Source organism: Rhodanobacter sp. FW106-PBR-R2A-1-15 (assembly GCF_058789735.1).
In genome coordinates, this window is record NZ_JBYTEM010000002.1 from 159,204 (window position 1) to 182,812 (window position 23,609).

24 protein-coding genes are annotated in these 23,609 nt (G+C 65.4%); 3 read left to right on the top strand and 21 right to left on the bottom strand.

Annotated features, from left to right (window positions below; genetic code table 11):
- Positions 1–31 precede the first annotated feature (31 nt).
- From AC3WTD_RS01895 to AC3WTD_RS01915, 5 genes are all read right to left on the bottom strand, one after another.
- Positions 32–892 carry a hypothetical protein gene (locus tag AC3WTD_RS01895; protein ID WP_235645259.1) on the bottom strand — a complete coding sequence of 287 codons (861 nt, stop codon included), beginning with the start codon at positions 890–892 and terminating at the stop codon, positions 32–34.
- Positions 893–1,146: 254 nt separating this feature from the next.
- Positions 1,147–2,778: an ATP-binding protein gene (locus AC3WTD_RS01900; protein ID WP_235645258.1), complete on the bottom strand. Its 1,632-nt coding sequence runs from the start codon at positions 2,776–2,778 to the stop codon at positions 1,147–1,149.
- 388 nt (positions 2,779–3,166) lie between these two features.
- Positions 3,167–3,820 (bottom strand): hypothetical protein, encoded by a 654-nt coding sequence (locus AC3WTD_RS01905; RefSeq protein ID WP_235645257.1) that lies wholly within the window; start codon positions 3,818–3,820, stop codon positions 3,167–3,169.
- Positions 3,821–3,905: 85 nt separating this feature from the next.
- The gene (locus tag AC3WTD_RS01910) at positions 3,906–4,565 is read right to left on the bottom strand and encodes a hypothetical protein (protein WP_235645256.1); all 660 of its coding nucleotides are present in this window, start codon (positions 4,563–4,565) and stop codon (positions 3,906–3,908) included.
- 184 nt (positions 4,566–4,749) lie between these two features.
- Complete coding sequence (locus AC3WTD_RS01915; protein ID WP_235645255.1) at positions 4,750–5,028, bottom strand: hypothetical protein; 279 nt, start codon at positions 5,026–5,028, stop codon at positions 4,750–4,752.
- Positions 5,029–5,130: 102 nt separating this feature from the next.
- Between AC3WTD_RS01915 and AC3WTD_RS01920 the strand changes: the two genes are divergently transcribed.
- Positions 5,131–5,367: a hypothetical protein gene (locus AC3WTD_RS01920; RefSeq protein WP_235645253.1), complete on the top strand. Its 237-nt coding sequence runs from the start codon at positions 5,131–5,133 to the stop codon at positions 5,365–5,367.
- Here AC3WTD_RS01920 and AC3WTD_RS01925 read toward each other — a convergent pair.
- From AC3WTD_RS01925 to AC3WTD_RS01960, 8 genes are all read right to left on the bottom strand, one after another.
- On the bottom strand, positions 5,344–5,625 hold the full coding sequence (locus tag AC3WTD_RS01925) for a hypothetical protein (protein WP_235645252.1): 282 nt from the start codon (positions 5,623–5,625) through the stop codon (positions 5,344–5,346). The two genes, AC3WTD_RS01920 and AC3WTD_RS01925, sit on opposite strands and share 24 nt — an antisense overlap.
- Before the next feature lie 65 nt (positions 5,626–5,690).
- A complete protein-coding gene (locus AC3WTD_RS01930; RefSeq protein ID WP_235645250.1) occupies positions 5,691–5,921 on the bottom strand; it encodes a hypothetical protein in 231 nt (76 codons plus the stop codon).
- 291 nt (positions 5,922–6,212) lie between these two features.
- Complete coding sequence (locus AC3WTD_RS01935) at positions 6,213–7,556, bottom strand: DUF8534 domain-containing protein (protein WP_235645249.1); 1,344 nt, start codon at positions 7,554–7,556, stop codon at positions 6,213–6,215.
- Positions 7,557–7,681: 125 nt separating this feature from the next.
- Positions 7,682–8,608 (bottom strand): PD-(D/E)XK nuclease family protein, encoded by a 927-nt coding sequence (locus tag AC3WTD_RS01940; RefSeq protein ID WP_492612775.1) that lies wholly within the window; start codon positions 8,606–8,608, stop codon positions 7,682–7,684.
- Positions 8,609–8,610: 2 nt separating this feature from the next.
- On the bottom strand, positions 8,611–9,510 hold the full coding sequence (locus tag AC3WTD_RS01945) for a hypothetical protein (protein ID WP_235645246.1): 900 nt from the start codon (positions 9,508–9,510) through the stop codon (positions 8,611–8,613).
- A gap of 85 nt (positions 9,511–9,595) precedes the next feature.
- Positions 9,596–10,213: a single stranded DNA-binding domain-containing protein gene (locus AC3WTD_RS01950; RefSeq protein ID WP_235645245.1), complete on the bottom strand. Its 618-nt coding sequence runs from the start codon at positions 10,211–10,213 to the stop codon at positions 9,596–9,598.
- Between the two features lie 251 nt (positions 10,214–10,464).
- Positions 10,465–10,638 carry a hypothetical protein gene (locus AC3WTD_RS01955; RefSeq protein ID WP_235645244.1) on the bottom strand — a complete coding sequence of 58 codons (174 nt, stop codon included), beginning with the start codon at positions 10,636–10,638 and terminating at the stop codon, positions 10,465–10,467.
- A gap of 149 nt (positions 10,639–10,787) precedes the next feature.
- A complete protein-coding gene (locus tag AC3WTD_RS01960; RefSeq protein ID WP_235645243.1) occupies positions 10,788–11,000 on the bottom strand; it encodes a hypothetical protein in 213 nt (70 codons plus the stop codon).
- A 752-nt stretch (positions 11,001–11,752) separates the two neighbouring features.
- On the opposite strand from AC3WTD_RS01960, the gene AC3WTD_RS01965 reads away from it, so the two are divergent.
- Together AC3WTD_RS01965 and AC3WTD_RS01970 are read left to right on the top strand one after the other, a co-directional pair.
- Positions 11,753–12,484, top strand: coding sequence for a hypothetical protein (locus AC3WTD_RS01965; protein WP_235645242.1), 732 nt, complete (start codon positions 11,753–11,755; stop codon positions 12,482–12,484).
- Positions 12,484–14,217 (top strand): ATP-dependent helicase, encoded by a 1,734-nt coding sequence (locus tag AC3WTD_RS01970; RefSeq protein ID WP_235645241.1) that lies wholly within the window; start codon positions 12,484–12,486, stop codon positions 14,215–14,217. Before AC3WTD_RS01965 ends, AC3WTD_RS01970 begins: the two co-directional genes overlap by 1 nt.
- On the opposite strand, the gene AC3WTD_RS01975 is transcribed toward AC3WTD_RS01970, so the two are convergent.
- The 8 genes from AC3WTD_RS01975 to AC3WTD_RS02010 form a co-directional block, all read right to left on the bottom strand.
- Entirely contained in the window at positions 14,195–14,413 is a 219-nt protein-coding gene (locus AC3WTD_RS01975) for a hypothetical protein (RefSeq protein WP_492612776.1), read from the bottom strand. The two genes, AC3WTD_RS01970 and AC3WTD_RS01975, sit on opposite strands and share 23 nt — an antisense overlap.
- A gap of 188 nt (positions 14,414–14,601) precedes the next feature.
- On the bottom strand, positions 14,602–15,204 hold the full coding sequence (locus AC3WTD_RS01980) for an IncC plasmid conjugative DNA transfer DtrJ family protein (RefSeq protein WP_492612777.1): 603 nt from the start codon (positions 15,202–15,204) through the stop codon (positions 14,602–14,604).
- A gap of 47 nt (positions 15,205–15,251) precedes the next feature.
- Positions 15,252–15,812, bottom strand: a complete 561-nt coding sequence (locus AC3WTD_RS01985; RefSeq protein WP_235645238.1) for a hypothetical protein — start codon at positions 15,810–15,812, stop codon at positions 15,252–15,254.
- Between the two features lie 9 nt (positions 15,813–15,821).
- The gene (gene traD, locus AC3WTD_RS01990) at positions 15,822–17,729 is read right to left on the bottom strand and encodes a conjugative transfer system coupling protein TraD (protein ID WP_235645237.1); all 1,908 of its coding nucleotides are present in this window, start codon (positions 17,727–17,729) and stop codon (positions 15,822–15,824) included.
- Positions 17,726–20,317, bottom strand: a complete 2,592-nt coding sequence (gene mobH / locus AC3WTD_RS01995) for a MobH family relaxase (RefSeq protein WP_235645236.1) — start codon at positions 20,315–20,317, stop codon at positions 17,726–17,728. Before mobH ends, traD begins: the two co-directional genes overlap by 4 nt.
- Positions 20,318–20,381: 64 nt before the next feature.
- A complete protein-coding gene (locus AC3WTD_RS02000; protein ID WP_235645235.1) occupies positions 20,382–21,500 on the bottom strand; it encodes an ATP-binding protein in 1,119 nt (372 codons plus the stop codon).
- 122 nt (positions 21,501–21,622) lie between these two features.
- Positions 21,623–22,354, bottom strand: coding sequence for a complement resistance protein TraT (locus AC3WTD_RS02005; RefSeq protein WP_235645234.1), 732 nt, complete (start codon positions 22,352–22,354; stop codon positions 21,623–21,625).
- A gap of 318 nt (positions 22,355–22,672) precedes the next feature.
- The gene (locus AC3WTD_RS02010; RefSeq protein WP_235645232.1) at positions 22,673–23,584 is read right to left on the bottom strand and encodes a tetratricopeptide repeat protein; all 912 of its coding nucleotides are present in this window, start codon (positions 23,582–23,584) and stop codon (positions 22,673–22,675) included.
- Positions 23,585–23,609 lie beyond the last annotated feature (25 nt).

Sequence of the window (23,609 nt, forward strand, 5' to 3'; positions counted from 1 at the left end):
CCCGAGGGGAGCGGTCTCCCCGTTGGGGTGGTCAGACGGCGATGGCCATCTGGTAGGACGGACCGAAGATCCGGTCGATGATTTCGTCGATACCGCGTTCGAGCGGGTCAACGATGGTGGTTTTCAGCCTCACTTCCTTCCGTGCGTCTTCGGCATCGAACCCGAGAGCATCGACGCACTCACGAAAGGACAGCGGCGCCTCCTGATCGGAGAGGATCCACGCGATGGCATCCTCGTTGCCAGCTTCGGCGTCGAGGATGGCCTGGCGCAGCACCTTCGCATGCGGCAGTTCCGCACCGTAGGCCTTCCTGATCCACAGACGCGCCTGATTGCGCAGGACGTCTGGGTCTTGCTGGCCAACGTCGACCAGCTCGCCCGTTTCCGGGTCGGGAAGCTCCATCTTGAACAGGCGGCAGCACTCCTCGAACGAGAAAGTCTCCGCCGCGTTGCCGCGGAACATCCAGGCGATGATCTCGGCAGCTCGTACCGACTTCCGCTCGCACATCGCCCGCAACGTCTGCAGGCTTTCGTTCAGGAGGATGGAGTGCAGACGGTACATACCGTCCTCGCTCCAGGTGTAGCCGTTGACCTCCTCCTCCTTCCGAGCGTGAGCGCGGTAGGCGATCTTCCGCGGCTGTGCGCGGAAGGAGAGCTTGAGGCGGTACTGGCAGCCCTTGACGCGCTTGGCCTTGGGCTTGGGTTGGCGATCCCGTTTGGCCCGGCCGCCGTCGCCGAACAGGAGCAGCTGGCAAACCTCTGCCTGCTGCTGCTCGGTGATGGTGGGGGTGGGATCGGGGCGCCTCCGGACGGAAGCGACGATACGACGACGAGCGCGCACCACAACAGGCGTGCGCAAGCGTGCAGCCCAGCGGGCCGCAATCTTGGTGAACATGGGTGGAACTCCTCTGGCGAAAGGCCGAGAGGAGTCCCGGGCGGGATCTCGTCCCGGCCGGGTGGGTGGTGTTACGTGCTGACTGTGACCCTCAGCGTGGGTTTACCTGCAGCGCAGGTAGGAACCGTATCGAGATCGCCAGAGGAGTGGGATTCGACGCGCTAGATTTACCACAACCGCGAGCAAAAAAAAACCAGGGCCGAAGCCCTGGTTGTAGGTGATGACGCAAGTGACTCGCGTCGAAGGTTTCTGGCTCAAGCGGCCGCCTTGATCTCCTGCAGCCCACCCTTCTCGTCGAACCGCACGATGAAGCTGCGGCCGGCGAAGCGGGGTGACTGGTCGGTAAGCTCATTGGCACGCTTGAGGCGCATCTCCAGCAGGTGCTCGGGCGATGTCGCCACCAGTTCCGCGTACGCGGCTTCCAGCTTGGCGACGTCGGCGTCCTCCTCGGTCTCCTGCCAAGCATCGAAGTCGTCTGAGTACGAACTCAGGAGACGAATGCCCGAGCGGATGGCCCCTTGCTTGACCACGTGGATGACGATGCGCCAGGACTCCTGGGGATCGGCACGGACGATCATGTCCACCTCATGCGCCTCGCCGGTGGCGACGTGCGTGATGCAGATGCGTTCGACGGCCGAACACCGGACGAGGTACTCGGTGAGGTCCACCAGCTGCGATCGCCCTTCGTCTTTGACTTCGACCTGGAAGGCGCCATCGTCCTGCTCTTCGGTTGCTGCCTTCATCAGCCAATGGTTCTGGCTAATGTAGGCGGTGGTCTCCAGCGTGTAGTGGCCGCTAGCGGCCGTCCAGGCCTGCGCCACCGAACAGTCATCGTCAGGAAGGAACACCATGCCCTTGGCCAGGATCTCCTCTTGGGAGAGGATCCCGTCAAGGGTCGGCCGCTCCTCTTCGGAGTTGGTCCAACCTGGCCTGCGTTCCTGCCAGTCCACGAACCACTCGCCAAGCGCGAATGGCACATCGTCGAGCAGCTCCTTGCAGTCCCACGTGGCACAGTGCACGGCATGCAGCTTCAGGAAGACTTGCGGCTCCATCGTTGCCTTGAGGCGACGCAACTTCTCCTGGGCGGCTTCCATGAGGCCCTGTTTGATCCTCTGGCGCGAGCCGGCGGCATCAACAAGGTGCAAACGGTCGGGTAGCCGTGCGCGGAAGGTCCGGTCGGCGTGGATCACCGTCTGGCCTCCGCGCTGGCGGTCCGTCTCAACGGGGAGTCCCTGCACGTAGATCGTGCCGAGGGAATCGGACAGGCTCAGGCGAACCTTGCCGATGCTGGTGGTGATGAACGAGTCGTCCTCGGCATCCGTGCGGGAGAGGAGCGTGCCGTTGAAGGCTACGGGTACCGGGAAGCCGCGGGCGACCTTGCCGAGCATGCCAGCCACGCGGGTGATGCGTTGCTCCCCGGTGCCGGACTCCAAGCCTTGCAGCTTGAAGCCGTAGAGCGTCACCGTGGTCCCCGCTTCGCTCTGTGCAAGAGGAACGATCGCGACAACCTCGCCGGCAAGCACGTGCTCCGTCATAGCGATGAAACCCCGCCCGAGAGTATCGGCCGTCCGAGTGGCAACCCGGATCGAGTCGCAGGCATAGAGTGCCGAGAGGAAACCCAGACCGAACGGGCGGTCCTCCTCCATCACGTCGGCCGCCCACTCGGAGGTTGCCTTCAGGAGCAGTTGTTGCAGGTCCGCGATGCCGTGGCCGTTGTCAGCCACGGAGAGCGTCTCGCCGTCGAAGGTCACGTCGATGCGAGTTGCGCCCGCGCGCCGTGCGTTCTGGAGCAGCTCGCCGTACACGCTGGCCGGCGAGAACGCCTCACGGAGGTTCTGGAACAAGGCCCGTTCGTCGGCCTGCAAGCGGATGGTGCTGGTATTCATGGGGTGTCTCCTTGATGGAAACGCTGCCCGAGTCGAATAGACCCGGGCAGCGTGGTGGGTGGGCCGCACGTGGCGGCATAGGGAGGGAACTGCGGTTACAGGGGGAAGCCGGAGATCCGGAAGCATTGGCCGTCGCGCAATCGCTCGACGTCATACGTCCCGTAGGGGCGCCGAACGAGCACACGGCATGCTTCGCGGTGGCCGTAGATCAGGAAGTCCGCCTGGCTCCCGGCGGCCAGCCTGGAAGGCGCTGATGCCGGAATGTCACCTTTAGCGGTCGTCATGGTCGATTCCTCGTGGTGAAACGCCACGGCGCAAGGCACGTGGCGTGTGGGGTGGTTGATACAGGTAGGGTGCCGCCGCTAGCGCGCCGGCGAAGTTGTGCTGCTTACGCTGCGCGGCGGTGGCGGGTCAGGAGCGCATCGACGTAGCCGAGGTCCTTGAGCCAAACGTTGATGCTCGGGAACGCCCGACTCAGGGCATGCACGTGGGCCAGCGTCTGGATGACGTTGTCCGCGTGGTCGCCCTCCGGCGTCAGCCGGATCGCCTTGCGGTCGTAGGACCAGGGTTCGACGCGTCCCTGCTCTGCCATCGACGTGAAGAACGCCGACTGGGCCAGTGCGTCATCCGCACCGTCGAGCACGACCTTGGCGTGGAACAGCGGCATCAGGCCGTCCCAACCGCCCGTCGCGTTTGCGAGGAGGCGGCGGTACTTCCGGATGTACTGTTCGGCCGTGATGTCACCGGACGGGCCACGAGTGCCCATGCAGGTGCCACCGCTTTCAGCCGAAGCCGAGGCGATGCAAACGCGCTCCATCACGTCGTCGTGGTCACCCAAAGCCGCAAGCAACCAGTCCCTGGCGAGGACTTCGCGCGTGCGACCATCGGCGCCGCGCTTCATCGTGGTCACGTTCGAGTCGCCGCCCTCGACGAGGGCCACGTAGAGCTTTGCCGGCGTGTTTGCGGGCAACGCGACGCGGGTGGCGACGGCGGTGGTGTCGATGACGATCGCCGCGTGGCGATACTCGAGGAAACTGCTCATGGTGATCTCCTGAAAAGGTGATCGCCGAGCACGCCACGCCCCAGCGGGCAGTGAACATGCCCGGCGAAGGGGGTGGAAGGAAGGGTTAGAACAGCGACGCCATAGCGGGCGCCGTGATCTCGGTAAGCCGTTGCTGGCTCACCGGGTCGAGGGTGACTGTGGAGCGGTGGAGGTCAACGATCTTCACCAGCCCGAAGGCGTCGGTTTCGAGGTCGGTTCGCGACGTGGCCTGGCTCAGCACCATGTCGAGTTCCCATCCTTCGTTCCGACGGCTCGGGGCCCAACCGCGCGCAGCGAACCACGCCTGGTCGGGGCCCTCCACGCTGCCGTAGTAGGCAAACGATGCGTGCAGGCGAACGCCCGAAAGCACTTCCAGTGCCTCGCCACCCGTGAGGGCATCGTCCATCGCCTTGCGGTGCATGGCGATGTAGTCCTCCGGGAGCATCTGCCGCTCGCTACCCGAGTCGCCGACCAAAAGGTCGCCGCGAACCGTCGCCGCTGAGCTGTGGCAGGCCACCTGCATCATGCGGTACCGAGCCAAGGTCGCGTGCAGCGACCAGACAGGGGCCAATCCAGCGACAGGTTCTTCCTGGATGAAGCTCACCCAGACGGCCTGGCCGGGGTAGGCGATGCTGTAGCCCATGCCGGGCCACAGCGCGTCGATCTCGCGCTCGAGGTGCTGGACGTCCACGCGAAGGTAGACGTGGCGGCGCTCGATGCGAGGAGTGGTGCTGATCGGGTTCATTGCGTTTCCTTGGGTTTGGTGCCCAACGGACTCGCTGCCCGGCGGGCAGGAGTAGCCCGTGGGCGGTGGTGGTGTGCCGACTGTGAGCTTCGGCGTAGCTTCGACCTGCAGCGCAGGTGGAAAGGTCTTTCCGATGCCGCTCAGAGCATGGGAAAGACCTCTCCCGTGAGGGAGAGGTGCTGGGTCATTCCGTGGCCGGTTCCGCCTCGGGGATCTGGCTGACCTCCGCGTAGTAGGCCATCCACGCGTTGATCGCCGCCGGCGCCGCCGCGAGGGCCGCGGTGGCGTCTGCATACGGTCCGTGCACGAAGGCTGGGGCGAACCCCATCGTGCCCCTCTCGCGCGCGACCACGGCCATGTAGAGGCCGTGTGGGCGGTGATCTTCAGTCAGGTGCTGGGTGGTGGTCTTCACCTCCCAGAGCTGGTCCTTCGTCGGTTGCCACGTGTCGTGGTGGTGGGTCATGGTGAATCCTCAGTGGACAGCCGCGTTGCCTCGTGGCTGTGTTGGGTTGCTGGGTTGACGCCGGATCGGTAGGCTTGGCGCCCCGCACGGAGGCCCGCCTTTTTGAAACGACGCGATGATGGATTGCTGGAACTGGATGCCGCCGAGCGGACACTGTTCGGTGCGTTCGTTCGACCCGACGTTCCTTCGATCCTTTCCGCGCAGGAACTGGCGCGGTGGATCGAGGAAGCGCGATCGGCGATGACACCGGCGACGCGGCCCGATCACTTCATCGTGCTCGGGCTCTTGACGCAGCTTGCCGACGAAGCCGGCGTGTCAGTGCTTTCGGGGCGTTGTTAGCACCGGCGCAACTTGCACGCGGCACTCTTCGTACAGTTCCGGGCACTGGTTCATGATCTTGGGCGTCGACTCCATGATCGCCATCACTCGTTTGGCGATGCGGATGTCGCTTCGCACCACGTCGATCAGGATGGCCAGGCCACGCTTGATCTCCGGCATTTCACCGAAAATCACCAGAATCATGGCCTCGGCCATTTTTCGCGTAACGGCGCCGTCGCTCCACAGCTCGTCCTGCCGCGGCTTGCGTTCGTAACTCATAGGATGTCCTTTTGGCGACGGATCACCCCCCTGCGGGAGTGACCCGCGTGGGTGGTGGTGGTCGCTCAACCTGCCAGGTGGCGGGATGGGTTCCGTGCAAAACGCAACTTGCCGTTGACGGCGCGCGTGAGGATCTCGCCCTCAGCGGCCTCGAAGTACGACTGCGCCTTCACAGCCGTGGTCTCGCCGCGCAGGACATGCAGCACCTCGTCGAGGGCCGCGTGTCGCTGCAACAGTTCGTCGTTATCCAGGCTAGTGAAGGACGCAAAGTCGAAGTCAGGCGTCATGTGTGACATGGGGTATCTCCAGCTCGGCGTGCCGACCGAGTAAGAAAAATGAAACTCCCCGTGGCACGGCGGGGAGGTTGTGACCCGCCGGTGCAGACGCATGCCCGCGCGGGCAAGATCGGCCCGGCTGGCAAGGTGGTTAAACGCAATCGGCCGCGGCGAGACGCCGTGGCAAAAAGAGGTGTTGCTGGGTGGCTGTCTCGAAGGACAGGTTCGGCCGTGAGGTGGGCCTCGTCACCAGAGGGTGCTTGCGCACCACTCGTAGAACAGTCGTAACGCTATCGAGTCAGGCGAACGCTGTCAACGGGCCTTCGCGCTGCGCGCGACGATGGCGGTTAGCATGCGCTGGAGCTTGGCCGGGTCATCACCGGGATGGTGTTCAACCAGGGCGATCACGCCGGGTAGCTGGCGCATGCGCGGGTGCGTGCGCGCCTTGGAAGCGAGATAGTCCGGATCGTTCGTCATCCCCATCGTCTCGACCAGAATGCGTTTGCGGTCGGGGAGCCACAAGATGAAGTCCGGATGGCAGACGGTGCCGTCTTCCAACAGTTCGGGGAACAGGGGCTTCTCCAACTGCACTTTCACGCCCAGACCCTTCTCGCGTGCCCAGTACGCCATCTGAGCCAACAGCAGCTCGGCGGTATCGCGCTCCAACGCGCTGTCTACCGGGAGGAGCACGGATTTACTCAGGCACGGGTGCGCGTAGGCGTTGACCACGACGTAGCGGCTCTCACCCTTGGGCTTGGCGATCTGCGCGATCGCCCAGTACGGCCCCTGCTGTCCGGTCGTGCGCCCCGGCAATTTGACGCTGCCCCGCACGCGGACTATGGCCGCGCGGTTCTCCGCTCCGCCCTGCCAGAGCAGCTGCCCCTCCGTCGCCGAGACCTTGACCACCTCGTGCACTATGCCGACGAACAGGCCTTGCGGCCGCAGGTTGGCCGGGAACTTCGCTTCCAGACCGGACATGGTGTGCAGGAGCCTCGGCAACGCTGGCAGGTACGTGCAGCCGACATCGCGAAAGCGCAGTCCGGGCGCGACCTCGCGCCCGCGAAGCGCATCCAGACCGGCATAGGAATCCTTGAGTCGACTGCGAGCGGGTTGGTCGCGCGCGGTCACGATGTCGTCGGGCGAAACGACGGTGTAGTCCGCATCGGTCAGTGCGGTGAAGAGAAGACGCGCGATCGCAGGGACGTTGCCGGCGGCGCTGTGCGGCGCTTCGCCGGGTGTCGGGGGGGTGGGTGCGGAGCCATCACTGGCCGGCTGGCGCAGAAGCAGCCACGGCCCCGCCGTGGCACTGGCAACCGCCGCGGGCGCCGGGCCTTCGTGTTTCCCTTCCGTCTGGCTGGCCTCGACCCAGAAGGGGCAAGCCGCGGCGTGCGGCGTCTCGCCGTGGCGCCACACGTGGATCTGACCTTCCCGCAGTCGCGGCGCCATCAGCGGCGGTGGGTCAGCATCGGCACCGGCACAGCTGCAGGCCAGCCACTGCTGGTGATCGCGCAGATCCATCAGCGCCTTTGTGGCCACCTCTTTCTCCGCGTCGGTGGGGTGCGGATCGTTGCCGAAGCAGTGCACAAGGGCAGCCGTCACCGCGCCCGGCAAAGGACGCAGTACAGCGTGGCGATCATGGACGTTGAGGACGGTCATGGAGTACCTCGTAAATGACCTGGTTCGAGCACACCAACAGGGTGTGCTCGAAAAAGGCCACTCAAAAGAGTGGCGAGGTTGGAGGTGCAAGCGACGGCCGTTGCCGGCCGACGCTCGCGGGGTTTTTATGGCTGCCGCTTCCGTGGCGGACGGACAATGAGGCCGTCGCGATCGCCAGTAGTGCAGATTTTTCTGAACTCACATAGGGTGCACGGCGAGTTGTATGCATCCAGACTTCGCTTGGCGAATCGCTTGCGACGGATGTCGTCGGCAACCCACAGGCGGGACTGAATGTACTCCTCGACTTGCCCCGGTGTGCGGGCATCGACCAGGTCGACGGGAGCGATGACCGGGCCTTCGCCGCGCTTGCCGGTGGGCACGGGACGCTTGATCGCGTTCAAGAACCCTAGCTTCTCGACGCGCTCGATCCCAAGCTCTTCGGCATGCGCTTCGACGACCAATTGCTGGCCCGTCAGCTGCCCCGAGGTGAGGACAAACCCTTCCGGGCAATCGGCACTGGGCGTCTTCACGTCCAGGATGCCTACCTGCCCTTCCGGCGTCATGACCATCAGGTCGAGGATCGCGGTGTAGACCACGTTCCTCGGAAGCTTCACACGCAGCTCGCGCTGGATGATCGGCTTACCCTCGCGATCCAGCATGACGCTGAAGCCCGAGCCCTTCCACCACTCGACGAAGCGGGTAATCAACAGCTGTCCCGATTCGACGATGGCTTCCTGGCCCTTCCAACGCGTGCTGATCTCGACCACGTGCTCGGAGGCCCATGTCGTGTACGTCTCCGTGAATGCAGACGCGACGTCGACATCATGACCGTACACATCCCCCACGAGGAAGGCGGATACGGCTTCGTCGAACGCCTTGCCGAAGCCCAGATTCACCGATTCCGCCTGCGACTGCAGGCGATCCCGGTAGCGGTAGGCGTAGGCCGCGGGGCACTTCTCCATCAGGGTGCTGGAGGAGTGCGAGAGGTAAACCACATCCTCGGCCACCGGCAAGGTGGTCACGGATGCCTGCGGCGCAGATGCTGCGGACATACTCATTCCTCCTCAGTGGTGGTGGTTGGCGTGGACTTGCGGGTGCTGCACAGCTCCCGATAGGTCACCCGTAGGTGCTCTGCCGAATCGAACTGCGCGGGCAGCGTGACACCCTTGCTACGCGCGCGGGCGATCGCCTGACGCACCAGGGCCGGCTGCAACTTGTCCCCGTTCAGAGCGGTATCGCTCGGTTCGGGATCAGTGGTTGCCGCCGGTGCCGCTGCCGGTATCGGCTGTGATGCCGCCGGCACGGCCGAGACGGGGGCGGCAGCGGCAGACGGGGACGACGTGTCCGAGCTTGCCGGTACCTCCTTTGCATCGGCCGGGACCAATGCCTCGGCCTCAGCCGTGGCGAGGATCTCCTTTGCCTTCGCAGGCAAGTGTGCCGTGCCGCTGCCGATGGCAACCGCCGAAGCGGTGGCGGCCTTCGGTGCAGCCCTCGGTTGAGCGGGAGTCGCTACCTCGATCTCGCCCGAGGCGCCGGGCAAGCCCAGTGCCTCGTACAGCCGCCCCCGGGCCAACGTCTCGCCTTCCTGGTGGGAAGACAGGCTGTTGATGACCTTGAGGTAGCTGGCCGTAGCCAGCGTGCGGTTGTTGGGGTCGATCAGCCGTGCGGTGAACTTCACGGTCGGCTGGTTGGCCATCCGCTGTCCGCCCTGCCCGTCAGGTACGAGCGTGTCGGGGTCGGGCAAATCGAATGCCCCGGGTTCGGCGACCACGTCGATGCAGTAGCCATCGAGCGGTGAGAACTTCTCCAGCACATACGGCGTGCGCTGATGCACACCGAAGGACTGAACGGGTACGCCGTCGCGAAGCACCGGCTGGCCGGAGCGATCATAGAGCGAACGAATCTCGCCCTCAGCGGGGGTGATGCCTGCGAACAGGCCGCGGGTAATTTGCATGGTGATCTCCTTGGTCGAGCCCAGGCGAACCTGGTGTCCTTGCTCGACTGCGTGTAATGCCCGGACAGGCGTAGGGGGTAATGAGTCAGAAGTTCACGGGGTCGAAGTGCGTGTCGAATGCGTCCGCCGGGAGGCAGGCCGCACGCTTGCGTGTTGCCTCGTCATCCTTGCCGTCGGCGTGCGACGGACGGGATGGCCGCAGTGGCGCGCGCCGGCCGGTGTGCTGCGGCCGCTGGGCCTGGGCACGTGGTTCCGGTGGCGACGCCTGTCGCTGGAGCGACGGCTCGGGGGGCGGCGCGGCCTCAGCCTTGGGTTCCTGGGGAACCGGCGGCTTGACCTCCTCCTCGGTAGGTGCCTCCACGAGCACGTTCACCGTGTGGGCACGGATGAACTGCCAATAGCGGCGACCAGCGGGGCCGTCCTCTTCGTCGACGAGTTGCTCGCCGACGATCAGGACACGAGCGCCCTTCTTCAGCCTCTCCTCGAAGTAGGTATGCCCACCTTCGGATGCACTGAATTTGACGTTGAACCAGGTCACCCTGGTACGGACGTCCCTACCGACGCGGTAGGACTTGCGGCAACCGATCCGAAAACGGCATCGGACCATCGGATTGACGTCGTCTGGCGACGGCGCGAGGAACTGTGCATCCTCCTTCAAAACTCCGGAAATGGTGTGTGTGTTGGTGTCATTGATCGCGGTCATGGACCACTCCCAATCGGTCGGTGGCTCGTCTTGCGAAGAGCGGATGGTCTCTGCCGTCCCAGTAGAACAGCCCTGGTGACGACGAGAAGGTGATGCGGGAATTGAAGGCTCCCACTGACCTTTTTTGTGGCGATCGCCACGAAAACCTGTGTTCGACAACTCCGCTCCTCCGCCGCGCACCCATGCGCGCATGGAAAAACACCCGGCAGGGATGACCTACCGGGTGTCTGGGTCAAGCGTTGCGCCACGCGTCATGCGGCGGGCGCCATCGGTACGGTCTCGCGGATGTTCTCCATGAAACCGGCGCGACGCGCCCAGCACATGATCGCGCCCGGCTCGATGCTCTTTTCCGAACGGCGGATCAGCTCCTCTGCCGTCGGCCGAGCAAGCCCATTGCGGCGCTCGTTGTCTTGCGAAATGACCATGATGTATCTCCGTCGGTTGAGGGGCCAAGTCCCCTCCCAAACGGCCGCAGCGCAGCGGTTTGGGAGGAGACTTGACGCCTCAAGACGAGGGAAAGGGATCAGCCCGGCCAAGGGACACACGGCGTACCGTGTGTCCCGGAGTGGGTGGGTTACTTGCTGCAGTTGTCGACCGGCGCCACGCCGCTGGCTGCGGCATCGACGCGAGCGTCGATGGACGCGGTGCCCTTGGCGTAGGACACGAGGCTGATCGTGCAGGAAACCTGATGATCCGCGAGGTCGCGAGCCGCCTTTGCACCGTGAACACCTTTTCCCACGAGTGCAACGACGAACAGACCGAACGCAATACCGATGATGTAACGCATGGTGAGCTCCAAACCCGCTGTGCCGATCGGGAAAAGAAAAAGACCTCCCCGTGGCACGTCGGGAAGGAGAGAACTCCCCGAGCGCACATGCGTATCCCGAAGGATGACGATGCACCCTCGGGGTAAAAGAAGACTGCGCAGACGTCGCCGTGATGAGCGCGCTGCCCGAAGGCATGATCTGCGGAGGTGTTGCATGCCTGCGGACGCCGGTGACCAGAGGTCACGTCGGGCAATACGCGAGACAGGAGCACACCACGATCCACGCAACACCATCCGGAGCTGTCCGGGGTGCGAGGATCGAAGTACATACGTCGGGGGTCACGTCATTCCCGTAGGAATGGGCGCACACACGCACACGTATGGCTGGCGAAGGCCAGGCTTTGATGGCAGCGGAGGCTGCTAGGGATCGCGCACGCTGGAAGCAGTGGCGAAAGACGTCGGCGCGATGGCCGTGAGTTGGATCAGAGACCTGTGTCGGGCACAGGAGCGGTCGGGATTAGAGAGTGGACCTCGTCACTCTATCGAGACATGCAAAGCATGCTCGTCAAAACGATGGCGTCAGGTTATGAGGTGAATCGCGGCGCTGTCAAGGCCTTTCGTGCGTGCGGTGAAGGGTGCGACGAAATCCTGCACGCAGCGTCCCTGGGTCCCTCGCCGACACTGGAAACGGCGTGGGGAAATGCGCCCGATTTGCGCCGGCGCGCCGACATCGGCTCTCGACAATGGCCCTACCCTAGCCGAGGAGCACCCTCATGAGTACCGAGCAAGCCCAGGCGCCAGCGCCTGCCGAGACCGCACCTGCGCGACCCACGCTCGATCGCGCCGCCGCCGCGGCTGCCAAGCGCCGCCGTCGCGAGGAAGAAGCCACCTGGCGGCCGGATCACTCCACGCCGTTTTGGATGTACCAGCTGAACCTGCAGACCGACAAAGCGGCCTACGTGTACCACATGGCCCTGGTCAAGGCGCAGCAGTCCCTCTACTTCTTCTACCACACGCTGCCGGACAACGTGGACGTGGTGGCTGCCGCCGAGAAAGACATCAACAGCCGCTTCGAGCTGATCGAGAAGCAGATGGGTGACGAGCTGGCACGCATCAAGGCGCTGGCCGACTCCGTGGCCGCCACGCCACCGACCGCGTACACCAAGGTGGAGACGTTCCAGGTCGCCATGTACACGCCCGAAGCCCGTCGCTTTGCGAGCATGGTCGAGACCTTCGACCAGCTCGTGCAGACCCTGGATGTGCTGTGGTTCGCCGCGGCGATCAATCGGCGGACGAAGAGTCAGCTGGTGCAGCAGTACCGCAACCTCCTGGTGGCCTTCGCTCGGGAGATCTACGTCAAGAGCCGGCGTGCCAAGAACGCCGTACGCGCCAACCGCATGCTTCGCGATGCCGAGCGCATCGAGCGGGCCAAGGCCAAGATCGACGGCATCAGGCTGCCGGAGGCTGACGCAAATGCCGAGGCCCAGGAGCTGGCTGCCGCCTGATGCTCAACGCCGCGCAGGAACAAGCGGTTCGGATGCAGGGGCATTGCCTGGTCACGGCATGCCCCGGTTCCGGCAAGACCAAAGTGCTTGAACACCGCGCGGCTCACCTCCTGTCCGAACCCGACGCCAACGTGCTAGGCGTCACCTTCACTGCCGAGTCGGCAGCCGAGCTTGAGCACCGCATCCGCCAGCAGGCGCCGCGCGCCGGCCGCCGCCTCCTCACCGGCACGTTCCATGCGCTCAGCCGCAAGATGCTCATCAAGGCCAACGTCCGGTTGCGCCTCATCAACGACTTCCAGCAGACCGACCTCCTGCGGCGCGCCTACCGCGACGCGATGGATCCGAGTCTGCAAATCAGCTTCGACGATGCGCGGGCGTACATCGACCGGATCAAAGCCCAGGTCGACCCAGTGCTACCCAGCCACGATCTCGAGCCCTGCGTCGACGTCTACCTGCGCTATCAGGAACTGCTGCGGCAGAGCGGCTCAGCCGACTTCGCCGATCTGATGCTGCTGGCGGTGCGCGGCATGCGCGACGGCAGCGTGCCGGCGTACAAGGCGAAGTTCATGCTGGTGGACGAGTTCCAGGACACCGACGCCGTGCAGTTCGCGTGGATCCGCGAGCATATCCGCCAGGGCACCGCCGTTACCGTGGTCGGCGACGATGACCAGTCCATCTACGAATGGCGTTTCGGGATGGGCTATCAGGGCATGGAGGACTTCCGCCGCCTGACCCAGGCCGCGCACGTGAGTCTGGACACGACTTACCGCTGCGCGCGGGAGATCATGGATCCGGCGGCGCGGCTGATCGCCTTCAACACAGAGCGCGTGCACAAGTCGCTGAACACAGCCAACCAGACCAAAGGCTCAGTTCAAGTGAAGCCCTTCGCCGACAAGGAGGAAGAGCGCTCGGCCATCGCCCAGGCCATCGTCGCCTCCGGGAAGCCGGGGGACTGGGCAGTGCTTGCGCGCACAAATGCCCAGCTGGAGTTCGTCGAGCAGTTCATCGCCGGTCGCCTGCCGGTGATTCGCTCCGGCGGAACGTCGTTCTGGGAGCTTCGCGGGCCGGCCATGTACCTGTCGCTCTGCCGCGCGCTGTGCAACGGCGCGATGGGCGACCTCGACCCCGTGCTCAAGCGCTCCGGCATCTCCGAGAGCCGCATCGAGACCATGCACGCGGAATACCGCAGCCGCGAGGCCGGCGCCGTTCAGCGCTTCCTGGCGGCCAAGAAGGGTGGCTCCTCAAAAGACCCCGAGGATCGTCTGCGCATCCTCATGAACCAGTGGCGTTCGATGCTGGCCAGCGGCGAGACGAACCTGGCCCTACACGGGATCGCGCACTACATGAAGACCAGCATTCGGCTCTACGAGCGCGACCGCAAGCCGGAGGACCAGGTGAAGGATGACCTGCGCATGGACAACTGCGCGGCGGCCCTCGCGCGTATTCATGGCACTCTGCACCAGCGCCTGCTCCTGCTCCAACAGGAGTCGAAGAAGACCGGCGAGGCCGTGCGGCTCATGACCTTCCACTCGTCCAAGGGCCTCGAGTTCCCGAACGTGTGGATCATGGGCTGCGAGGAAGGTGTGATTCCCTCCAGCAACAGCCCGCTGGAGGAAGAGCGGCGCCTGTTCTACGTGGGGATGACGCGTGCCAAGAGCCACCTTTTGCTCTCCTACGTCATCAACGAGAAGGCGCCGCCGTCTCGTTTCCTCAAGGAAGCTGACCTCCTCTGACGGCGGGACTGGCGCTCACCACCCGTACCTGCAGGCGATCGCTGCGCGCAATACCGATCATCGCGCGCGTGCCGGGTGATTCCCCGTCCCAGAACGCCACCAGGTGCGACGCCAGGAAGCTCATGTGCTGCTTTCGGATCACGCCGGCGGGGCGACCGTACCGATCCCACGCGGCTGGCACGCGTATCAGCTCCAAGCCTCGATCGGCCGCGCACTGCTCGCCCAACTTGTCGGCGCCCGCGGTCCGCCTCCTGTTGTGGTCTCGCGGGCGACCCGCCGTCGTGGGCGGGTCACCGTTGGTAACGGAGCGTCAGCGTGAGGCAGCCTGGTGCGGCGGAAAGAACAGCGCAGACCCGCGACGCCCTGGGTGCGCCACCACCGGCGCTAGGCGCGCTTCGCGAAGTGCGCGATCGCCAGCCACAGGGCGGCGCTGATGCCCACGATGATTACCGGTGCCGTCATCGGGTGAATGCGCATGGGCGAGAGCAGCAGGAGAAGGGAAAGGAGCGGCAACGTCACCATGGCGTGTCGCGCGGCGACGTAGAGCGTGGGAGACGCCATGCCGAACGTCAGTGCCTTGACCTTGCGCATGACGACGCCGTCGACGGCGCAGGGGATGGCCACCACCATGGCGAACTTCCACCACAGCCCCAGCACGCAGACGCGAACCAATAGCTGGTACAGCAGTGACCACGCAACGTTGAGGCGCGCTGCCGCCCACTCGCGCACGGGCTTGATGAGCCGGTTGATGCCTGCATCGCCTTCGTCGTGCTCCACCCCCGGCGTGAAGATCTGGTAGGACGCCTCGATCACGCGCGAGTTGACGAATGTCGGGTACCAGACCGCCTTGGCGGCAGCTTCGGCTTCGCCGGCTGCAACCACGCCGAGCACGGCCTGCGTGCCGGCCCGCTCCAGCTGGATCTCTCGCTCGATCCAGCCTTCCTTTACCAGGGCAAGGTAAAGGATCGCCCAGATCGTGATGAACATCAGGCCCCACTTCCACAGGGTCAGCTCTCGGCCGGTGGCTGTCGAACTCACGCTGCCTCTCCCAGTTGATGCTCAACCGTGCGCGGGTGCGCGTCGCCGCCGACATAGCGCATGTCACGGGGATTGAGGATGCGGTACGCAATCGTCGCGGCGAACCGGCGAGGACTGTAGAGCTCGTAGGCAGAGCCCTGCAGCACCCGCACACTGGCCTGGCCGTGGAGATCCATCCACTCAAGCAGCGGAGCGTCGGTTGTTGGATTCCACCGTTCCTCGGCGGTCCCGATCTCCAGCTCGAGGAGGCGGCTGATGTTCGCTACGAGGTGGGAGACGAACAACGCGACGGCGACGTCGCCGTTCGAGCCGGATGCGACCTGCACCGCATCGCGCAGGCAGTACTCGGCCAAGCTGGTGCGGGTGAAAGGGTAGACCACGCCGGGTGGCACCAACCAGATCAGGCGAAGCGCCGCTTCGTGGATCGTGGGGACGCGCTCAAACAGATCCCGGGCCACCTCGGACATGCGCAGGCTCGACATCAACGCGTCCAGCAACGCCGCCGCTTCCTCGGGTGGTGCGATCGCCCGTGGGGCGGTCTTTTCCTTGGTTTCCATGAGGTCTCCTTACGCGGCCGCCTTGGGCGCGAGTTCATCATTGAGAATGGGAATACGCCCCTTGAGCAGCCGCCCGCCGCTCACCTGGGCGAAGAACTCGAGGTTGGGTAGGCAACCCAGCAGGTCAGGCGACACGATGGGCACCTCGGTCTCCTTCATCGCCTCCGTCAGCTTGTAGCCGAACGCACCCGGGGTGTCGGACTTCGCATCGGTTGCCTGCGAGTACTCGATGTGGCGCACCATCGTCTGCGGGAACGTCTCGGAGACATATTCCTGCGTTCCGCCGTCGATCGTGCGCAGCACGATCTTGTTGTTGAGGTTGCCAAGCACCATGCGGGCCTTCGCCTCGCTGCCGACCTTGGCCGAGAAGTCCGCGAAGGTCTGCGTGGCGATGACCAGTCGGATCTGCGAGCCGCCCGCCTTGTTGAGCAGCTGGATCAGCTTGTCCGAGCACAGCTCGGCCGCTTCGTCGATGATGAGGGTGACCGGGCGCAGCTTCTCCTTCGTGGAATCCTCACGCTGCGGACCCACCTCTCCCTTGGCCGTCAAGAACTTGATGAACTCGGCATTGTCCTCGTAGTTGTAGCGGTCGCCCGACACCGACGTCATGTCGGAGATGAACATCGAGCCGATTGCCGAGGCCACCATCGAATCGGACAGGCTGTCCAGGCCCAAATAGCAGACCTGGCCGTTGCGGATGATGTTGGCGAAGTTCGTGATGGGCCGGCGATCGTCGAGGTTGCTGGTATCCGGCGAGAGCAGCTCACCCAGCGATCCGGCCGTCAGCATGGTGAGCACAGGCGTAAGGCTCGCGGTCATCTTCTGCTGGTGCGAGCGATCATGCTTGAGGTCGCTGAGAAGACCCTCGATCACGCCGCTCGGCGCCACACGCTGCACGACCGACAGGTAGTAGTTGTCGTACGCCACCGCCAGGCTCTTGTCGTCCTTGCTCGCCTTCAGGAACTGCGAGGCATCCTTGCGCCAGTCCGGGATGTGCTTGTCGAAGTGCGCTTCGCATGCGCGCGCCACGAGCCATTCCGGGCCATTGTCGACGAAACGCTTCAGGAGACGCAGCGTCGGCTTGGCGTTGAGCATCAGCAGGCCTTCGATCAGGTTCGTCAGAATCATCCACGAGTGCGCCGTGAACGGGTCGGCACCGGTCTCAGAGGGGATCAGGGAGGCGATGCGCGTGGCCAACTCGGTCGCGCGGTTGAAGTTCTTGAGCGGATCGAGGCGCCAGCTGTGCTCCGGGAACGCCGGATGGAAGAAGACGAAGTCGTTGCCCTTCTTCTGGCGCAGGCATGCGTGGTACGCGGAGGTGGCCAGCCCCTTGTCGCCCTTCGGGTCCCAGATCAGAACCGCCTCGCTTCGCGCTACCGCCTGGTGGATGATCGTGTCCAACATGCGGCTCTTGCCGGCGCGCGTGGTGCCCACGAGGAGCGTGTGACCGGCCGTGTGGGAGATTGGGATCGAAATCCGCCGTTCGTTGATGGCACCGAGCCCATGAATCCAGCCTTGCCCCACATCTTGATCGACTGGCGGCACCAGCATGGCGGGATCGCGCCGGCGGATCATGTGCGTCATCTGGGCTTCGGCCTGCCCCCAGGGGAAGCCGTAGCCGAGGAAGATCTCTTCCTTTCGCGTGGCGATGATCTTGTCGAGCTGGTCGCGCGACATGAAGGACAGCGGCACCCCTGTCAGGTGTTTCTGGATTCGGTGCATGCGCCATGCGCGCCGGCCGCGCAGCGTAGCCATAGCAAAACAGAACAAGGTGAAGGCGACGAAGACGGGGGCGCGCAGGTCCGTCGAAAGGCCCATCAGCGCGGTGATGACGCCGGAAGCGCCCCATGCGGCGGTCGAGTAATACTCGTAGATCGGCCGGAACGGATCTTCGAAGCTGAATACCGCAGCGCTCATCGGGTGATCTCCTGGACGGAAACGTTGGCTGCGGCGGCTTGCTGGTCGAGCGCCTCGTTGTAGGCGGTGTTCATCTGGAGTGGCGTCGTAGAGAGGTCGCCGCCGGCGCCCGGACCTCGGCTATCGACCAGGTAGGCGTTCTCTGCACCCATGAGGTGCAGCTGGAAGATCGTCGACACCAGACCGTGCTGTTTGGCGAAGTCGCGCGCGAGCTTCCGCCACACGGCCGGCTCGGCCGCCTCGGGCGCGATCATGCGTTCGCTGAGCAGTTTGTGCGCGTACTGACCGAACGCCAGGCGGAAGTGCGGACTGTCGGCCGCCTCCAGAGCGGACTTGCTGCGGATCTGCGCGGAGGTGTGTGCGCCGATGTACGGGCCGAGCGGAAAGATCGCAGTCGCGGCCCCCTGCCCGGTCGGTACCACCAGCGGCAGCAGCAGTCGCAGCGCCTCGGTCACCTGCGTCGAGAACCGGATGGCGTTGACCGTCGCTTCTCCGACTCGGATCTCCACGGTGCCGCGTGTCGGCGTGCGCGGATCGCGCACGATCCAGCCCAGCTTGTCCCAGATGGCGTGCAGTTCCGCCGGCGGGATGCCCAGCCCATCGACGGCCTGGCGGAAGCGTGCATGCAGGTGGCCGTCCTGCTCGAAGACGTCCCTGCCCTCCTTGAGCTGTCCTTGCTGGACGCGGTTTGCCATGGCGACCAAATACAAGCCACCGGGTGAGTGGCCACTCTGCTCAAACCAGGCCTGCGCCTGCGCGGCGTTTGCCGGGGGCCAGTCCTTCGCGGCTGCATCCGCGCGAGCCTGCTTTAGTTGCTCGTCGCGTAGGTCGCCTTCGAGCTGGCGATTGCGCAAGACCACCGTATCCTCCGGCACCGCCGGCGCGGCCGGCGCGGCCGGCTCAGCGGCCTCTGGCTCCTCGAAGCCATCCGCCGGCTCCTCTGGCAGTGGGAGGTTCGCGCCGAGTTCGGCACGATCCTTCTTGGCCCCCTTCTTTTCACCTTTCGCCGTTGCGCGCGGTGCCGCCGTACGAAGCGCGCCGGGGTCTGCCGACTCACCCGAGGCCGTCGACGAGGCGATGGGCGCAGGCGTCGCGGCGAGCGGATCGGCGGCAGGCGTGGTGCCGGCGGGCGGCGGCGAGCCGGCCGGCGTGGGGCCAGCGGGAGGCTCGGCCGATGGGGTGGAACCCGTTGTCGCCGCTGGCTGAACCTCTGCCGCCGCGTTATCGGGTGCGGTAGGCGCGGCCGGCGCGGGTGTTCCGCCGACCACATTGCCCTTGGGGTCCAGTAGCTGCACATGCAGCGCAGCCGGCGGGACGATGGCGTTCGGGATCAACTCCTCGCGCGTGAACAACATGCCGGTGACCGGCACCTGGATGGACTGTCCGCGGTCGGTGACCGTGACGTGTGCCTGCCAGGTCATGTACGTGGTCCCGTCCGCCTGGACGTTCGGTTTGAGGAAGCCGTGATCGTTCAGGATCTCCAGCACCTTCATCGGCTCATTGGGGATCGACGTCTCGCCGGCATCGCGCAGCGCCTGGATGGCCTTGACGGCCACGGCGGGGAACGCCACGAGTAGGCCTTCCGTGGTGCGGTAGATACCGGCGTCCACGCTGTTGACGATCCACTCGCCGATCTCGATCTTGTCGTGGATTGCCCGAACGATTCGGGCGGCGACGCCGCGGGAACCGCCCTGCCCGCCGGCGGCCTGGCGCGTGCGGGCATCCTGGATATCGCGGGACACGCTGGCGCTGTCGGCGCTCTTGATGATCGCCGCCAGAGGGTTGCGCGGATCTGAACTCCCGGAGAGCGCCATCATCATGGCGTCCACCGCCTCCTGGCCGTTGTAGTCGCCCAGCCAGTCCATCGTGGTTGCAGGAACGATCCGGTAGACCAACGCGGGCGTGAAAGCCTCGTGGCGCTTATGGCGCGCGCCGGGTCGCCAGTGGATCTGGTAGTACTCCAAGCGATGTTGTTCGATCCACGCGTAGAGCGAGCCGGTGTGCGGGTTCCACAGGAGATCGCCGGTACCGTCGATCGCGCCGACGTCCACGAGGGGCTTGCCGGTGTCATGCAGCATCGCGCCAAGCATGGCCGCGGCGCGCCAGCGGGGTTCGAGGTGCTTGCGCGTCGAGGGCGGGTGATCGAGGGCGAATACGGCGGACTCGCACTTGAGCGCGGCGTAGAACGCGCACTCGATCCCGTGTCGCAGCAACCCGCCCTGGCCGCAATGGTGGTGCGCCTCGGAGGCCGGCAGCAAGTGGACGTAGGCGGCGTAGGACTCGATCGCCGGCAGCAGCAGCTTCTGGAAGTCCTCGTGAGACATGCCCGAGGCGCGCTGCAGATCGTCGATCAACTCGCGCTGGCTCTCCAACAGGATGGCCGGCGGTACCGCCGGCACAGCCTGGCCCTTGTCCGGGTAGCTGGGGATCGGTGCGCCGTTGAAGAGCGGTGCGTTCGTCGGTGGTGTGAAAGGAGTGACCGGCGTCGCAGCGGCCGGCGCCGGCGGGGGCGGCGCGACGAACGGAGCCGGCGACGCCGCGGAACCACCGAAGAACTTCCTGATTGCCTGGAACACGCTTTCACCCACGTTGACCCACGTGGGCTCATTGTCCGAGGACGACACGGCGACCCGCAGGCGAAAGAGCCGGCTGTTACTTGCCGGTTTTGGCTTCCGCCCGCAGCTGGAGGAGCAGCACCGGGTCCTCGATCTCGTAGTCGCCCGTGCGACCGGTGGGCGCGACCAGGCCGCGCTTGGCCAGCTTACGCATGGCGCCCTGCACGCTGCTCGTTTTCACTACCTGCCCGGGCACGCGTTTCGACATGAAGGCCAGGCCGTCGGCGCCGTAGACGCTCGGATGATTCGGTTCGGCGAGCAGCGCCAGCACTGCGTGGTCGAGCGGCCGCAGTCCGTCGAGGGCGATGTGCGCGCCAGCTTCCTTGCGGGCGGCTTGCCAGGCGGCCAGTGCCTTGGGCACGTTGCCGTCGTTTGCGATCAGAAGGGTCAGCACCAGCTCGTTGAGGTACTCCGGCGTACCGCCCAATGCGACGAAGGCCTCCCGCAATGCCTTTCGGCTGACGCGCGCGCGCGAGCGATCGGCGAGGAAGGCAAGGCGATCGTCAACGAACGCCGTGCCCAGCGGCGGCAGCAGCAGCGACATGGCCGATTCGAACAACGGCGCGCGCTGGACGCGGAACATCTGGTTCAATCCATCGCGGGACGAGCCGGTGTAGAAGACGAACAGGTTGCCGGCGAGTTTCTGGATCGCCGTTCGGAAGGCCGCGACGAAGTTCTCGCGCTTCACGCCGGCCAAGGACTGGACCTCATCCAGGACCAGCAGCGTCGGCTTGCCGTCCACGACCGCGGCGAGCGCGTGAGCCAAGCGGTTCTCCAGTGCGTCTTCGGCCTCGAACCCCACCGGCACCATCGTGGCCTCCAGGTCCGCCCCCGGCGTCTTCGCCCGAGCCTTGACCTTGGCCAGCTTGAGTTTGCGGCGCCAGCCGGACCGCTGCCTCTCCAGCTCGGCCTCCAGGGCCTCCACGAGGGCCAGGTCCGGCGCGTCGCGGCGCGCCCACAGGTCGATGTAGATGGTCTGCCAGCCGAGGGTCTCGCGCGCGAACGGAAGCAGCTCGTGCTTTACGAACGAGGTCTTTCCTTGCCGGCGCGGCGCGAACAGGGTGACGCCTTGCTTGAGCCCGCTGCTATAGACCTTGGCGACGTCCTCCAGCAGGCCAGTGCGCGGGAAGTAGGGCAGATCGACGCTGATACCCATGGCGATTAGCTCCTAATATACAGGCGATGGCTAATTATACACGTTCGTATAAAGCTGGCTAAAACAGAAAAAAAGCCGCCCCCCGAAGGGGACGGCCGCTTTGCCCGGCGCCGGAGCGGGAATCAGAAGATGCCGCTTACGCTTTGGGTCAGGCCCGCGATGATGACCGGCTCGGCGTCCTCCCACTTGAGGTTTACCTTGTTGGCAGACGAGAGAATGCGGGTGCGGTAACGCTTGAAGTTGGTGGTCTCGTCGTAAGTCACGCGCTCGTCGCCCGAGCTGCCTTGCGCGAGGTGCTGCTCACCGTTGACGTGGACCGCACTGTTGGTGCGCTCGGAAATCTGGATGTCCACGATGGCCGAGAAATAGACGTCCTTGACCATGGAGCCGGCGATGAAGTCCGCGGCGCCGGCGGCCAGGCCAATGGCACCGATGCCGCGACCGCCGATGTTGCCATTGAGCGCCGCGGCCGCGGCCATGCCCGTCAACGCGCCGTCGAGCGGCGAGCCGAAGCCACCGCCGAAGCCTGCCTGGGAGGCCGTCTGGCTGCTCTGGCCCACCTGCAGCACGTTGGCCTGCAGCATGAAGTGGGCCTCGTCCGGGTTGGTCACCACGCGGTAACCGCGCCGCTCGATGGCCGACTTGACCTGGGCATCGAAGGTGAAGTTGGGCTTGTCGGTGGTATTGCGCACGTCGACATAGACGGTCTTGTCCGCCGTCGGCGTCAGGAAGACGCTCTCGGACATCTTGTTCTGGACGACGAGCTCGTGCTTGCTGATCGCCACCTGCGTTGCCGCGCAGCCGCCGAGGGTCAGGAGCGCGCCGAGCAGCGCAATGGAGCCGAGGATCTTCATGGTGGTTCTCCCTGTGGTTTTTAGATGGATCAGCTCGCCGTGGCGAGTGGTGGTGGTGGTGGATTGGGTGCCCGCGGGGCGTTCCGTTGCCTCGCGGGCGATGTGCTTCCAGCCGGCCCTCCCTGGACACCTGTGCCGATACCTTCGCCGTCATCGACGGCGGCTCCTGCCGCGAGTCGATGCCGTGCCCGCTCCGAGTGGGCACACCTCCTTGAACCTCCCTGTCTTGCCGGCCTGCGCCGCTGGGCGTCCTGCCCACGTTCAAACCTTCACACGCGATTCGGGGGTCACCAAATCACGACATGTTCTGTCGGCCTGTTAGTTCTGCCCCCGGATGCGGGCCATGGATGTCTGGACCGTGGTGCTGCCCAACCTCGCGGCGACCTCGTACCACTGGTAGGCGCGCAAAGGGTTCTGTTGGACGCCGCTAATGCCGTACTCATTCAGCGTCCCAAGGTTCTCTGCCGCGGTGCGGTTGCCTTGGTTGGCCGCTTGCACGAGTAGCTGGATCGCCTGGTTCGCGTTCTGGGTGACGCCCGTGCCGTTCAAGTACATCGTGCCCAGGTTCGCCAACGCCGCCGAATCGTTGAGGTCGGCCGCGCGCCGGAACTTCTCCACGGCCACGCGATAGTCGCCGGCGCTCACCGCCTGCAAGGCCTCGCGATTCAGCCGACTTGCATCCAGCGCGACCGCCGCTGGGTCTGCCGCGGCGGTCACTGGCGCCGGCGCCCGCTCGGCCTTCGCCACCGGGGCGAGCTGCGTCGACACCGTCGAGCGGGAGGCCATCAGCTCCGCACGGAGCGCAGCGATCTCAGCATCCCTGGTCGCCAGCTCTCTGCGCAGCTCCGCGATCAGCGCGGAGTCCTTGGCCGACGCCGGCCTATGGGGCGACACGGCGCGCCGGGCGTGCGGCGCTGCCACAGTCTTGTGGGTGGGTGCACGACGGACCGGCGCCGGGCGGCCAGCGTTGTGGATCTTCGCGGCGGGCTTCGTAAGCGAGACAGCACTCGGGGTGGCGGACACGGGCGCCGGCGCCGCGCCATGTGCCGTGTGGACAGGTGTGGGACTCGGTCCCGGCGCGCCGCCAGCATGGAAGGCATGCACACCATCCAGTGGATCGGTGAACATCACCGCCCGCATGATCTCCAGGCGCGTCTCGGCACGAGCCGGACGCGGTAGGACAGCAGGGAGGGCAAGTAGGACGGCGAGCGCCAGGCGCGTTGTGGGCATTGCGTCGATCCAGAAGTCGCAGGAC